Annotated in this window: 2 protein-coding genes; both read right to left on the bottom strand. The window is 70.3% G+C overall.

Annotated elements, in window-relative coordinates:
* Positions 1-1,592 (bottom strand): feruloyl-CoA synthase (locus FKP22_RS28685; RefSeq protein ID WP_141291526.1); only part of this gene is annotated, 1,592 nt, incomplete at its 3' end.
* Positions 1,589-1,953 (bottom strand): Clp protease/crotonase-like domain-containing protein (locus FKP22_RS28680; RefSeq protein ID WP_510606733.1); only part of this gene is annotated, 365 nt, incomplete at its 5' end. The genes FKP22_RS28685 and FKP22_RS28680, both read right to left, overlap by 4 nt.

Here is a 1,953-nt window from a genome sequence, read left to right as displayed (position 1 = left end):
GCCGGTGTGTCGGCCGGCAGGCCGGCCAGGCGGCGGCATTCGTCCACGCGGGGGAAGATCAGGAGGCCGATGTCGTCGCGGTTCAGCCCGGCCACCACCACGTCCTGCACGCAGGGCGAGCCGTCCAGCTGCACGCGGGCGCGCAGCGGGCCCACGCTGACGAAGGTGCCGCTGGAGAGCTTGAAGTCTTCGGCGATGCGGCCGTCGAAGCGCAGGCCGCCCTGGGGCTGTTCGGGGTCGATGAAGGCGACCGCGTCGCCGGTGCGGTAGAAGCCTTCCTCGTCGAAGGCCTCGGCGGTCTGCTGCGGCTCGCGCCAGTAGCCGGGCATGACGTTCGGGCCGCGGAAGCGGATCTCGGTCTTGCCGTCGGTGGGCACCAGCTTCAGCTCCACGCCGGGGTTGGGCAGGCCGATGTGGCCGGAGCGCACGTCTTCGCCGAGCGCGAAGGTGCAGGACGGTGCGGTCTCGGTCATGCCCAGGCCGGTGAGCATGCGCACGCGGTGGCCGATGGTGCGCTCGGCATGCGCATCCAGCCGGTCCCACACGGCCTGCGAGAGGCCGGCGCCCGAGTACATGAAGGCCTTCACGCGGCGGAACAGCGACTCGCGCAGCGCGTCGTCCTCGTCCATCGCCGAGACGATTTCCTCGAAGCCCTTGGGCACGTTGAAGTAGATGGTCGGCGAGATCTCGCGCAGGTTGCGCAGCGTCTGGCCAATGCCACTGGCGGTGGGCTTGCCTTCGTCGATGTACAGCGTGCCGCCGTTGTACAGCGCAATGCCCACGTTGTGGTTGCCGCCGAAGGTGTGGTTCCACGGCAGCCAGTCCACCAGCACCGGCGGCTCGTCGCCCAGGAAGGCAAAGGACTGGCGGATCATCTGCAGGTTGGCGCACAGCATGCGGTGCGTGTTCATCACGCCCTTGGGGTGCTTGGTGGAGCCGGAGGTGAACAGCACCTTGACCAGCGTGTCCGGGCCGACGGCGGCATGCGCGGCCATGCCTTCCGGGCCGGGCGTGGCGGCCAGCAGCTCGGCAAAGGGCGTGGTGCTGCGGCCAGCCAGCGCACCGTCGGTCAGCACGACTTCCACGCCTTCGGGCACCGCCGCAGCAATCGCCTTTGCATAGGCCGGGCCGGACGCGAACACCAGCCCAGGCGTCAGCGTGCCCAGGATGTGGCGCAGCTTCGCATGGTCCTGCGACAGCAGCGAATACGCGGCCGAGACCGGTGTGTACGGCACGCCGGCCCACATCGCGCCCAGGGACAGGGTGAGGTGCTCCAGGTCGTTGTCCGACAGGATGGCCACCGGCCGGTCGTGCGACAGCCCGCGCTGCGCCAGCGCCTGGCCCACGGCCTGCGCGCGCGCCAGCATCTGCGCATAGCTGATGCGCTGCCATTCACCGTCCGCACCACGGCGGGCGATGAACGTTCGCTCCGGCGCTTCTCGCGCCCAGTGCTCCAGCCGGTCACTCAGGCGGGCAGGGAAGGGCGACAGTGGTTCGGTGGAGCGCAGGACCACGGTGCCATCGTCGCGGTACTCGACAGCCGCCTCCAGGCAACCGCCAACCCGCAATGCACGATAGGCAGGCGCACTCATGCGGCGCTCACCTTGCCTGCCCGGCCTTCGAGGAAGGCGCGCATGCGTTGCTTGGCGGCGTCGTCGCCCTGGGCGATGGCGGCCATCAGCGACTCGACGAACAGCCCGTCGGACTGCGACAGGCCGGCGATGCGCGGCAGCGCCTGCATCACCGCGAAGTTGGACAGCGGTGCGTTGACGGCGATCTTCCTGGCCAGCGCCAGGCCCTGCGCCAGGCCTTCGCCGGGCTCGGTGAGGTAGGTGGACAGGCCGGCCTGCAGGCCTTCGTCGGCGCTCAGCACGCGGCCGGTCAGCATCATGTCCGTCATGCGCGCGGTGCCGATCAGGCGCGGAATGCGCGCCGCACCGCCGCCGCCGACAA

The organism is Ideonella azotifigens (assembly GCF_006519715.1).
In the GTDB taxonomy this organism is placed as follows: Bacteria; Pseudomonadota; Gammaproteobacteria; order Burkholderiales; family Burkholderiaceae_C; genus Ideonella; species Ideonella azotifigens.
Note: the sequence above shows the minus strand (reverse complement) of the source record. Positions and strands in the feature narration are given on the sequence as shown.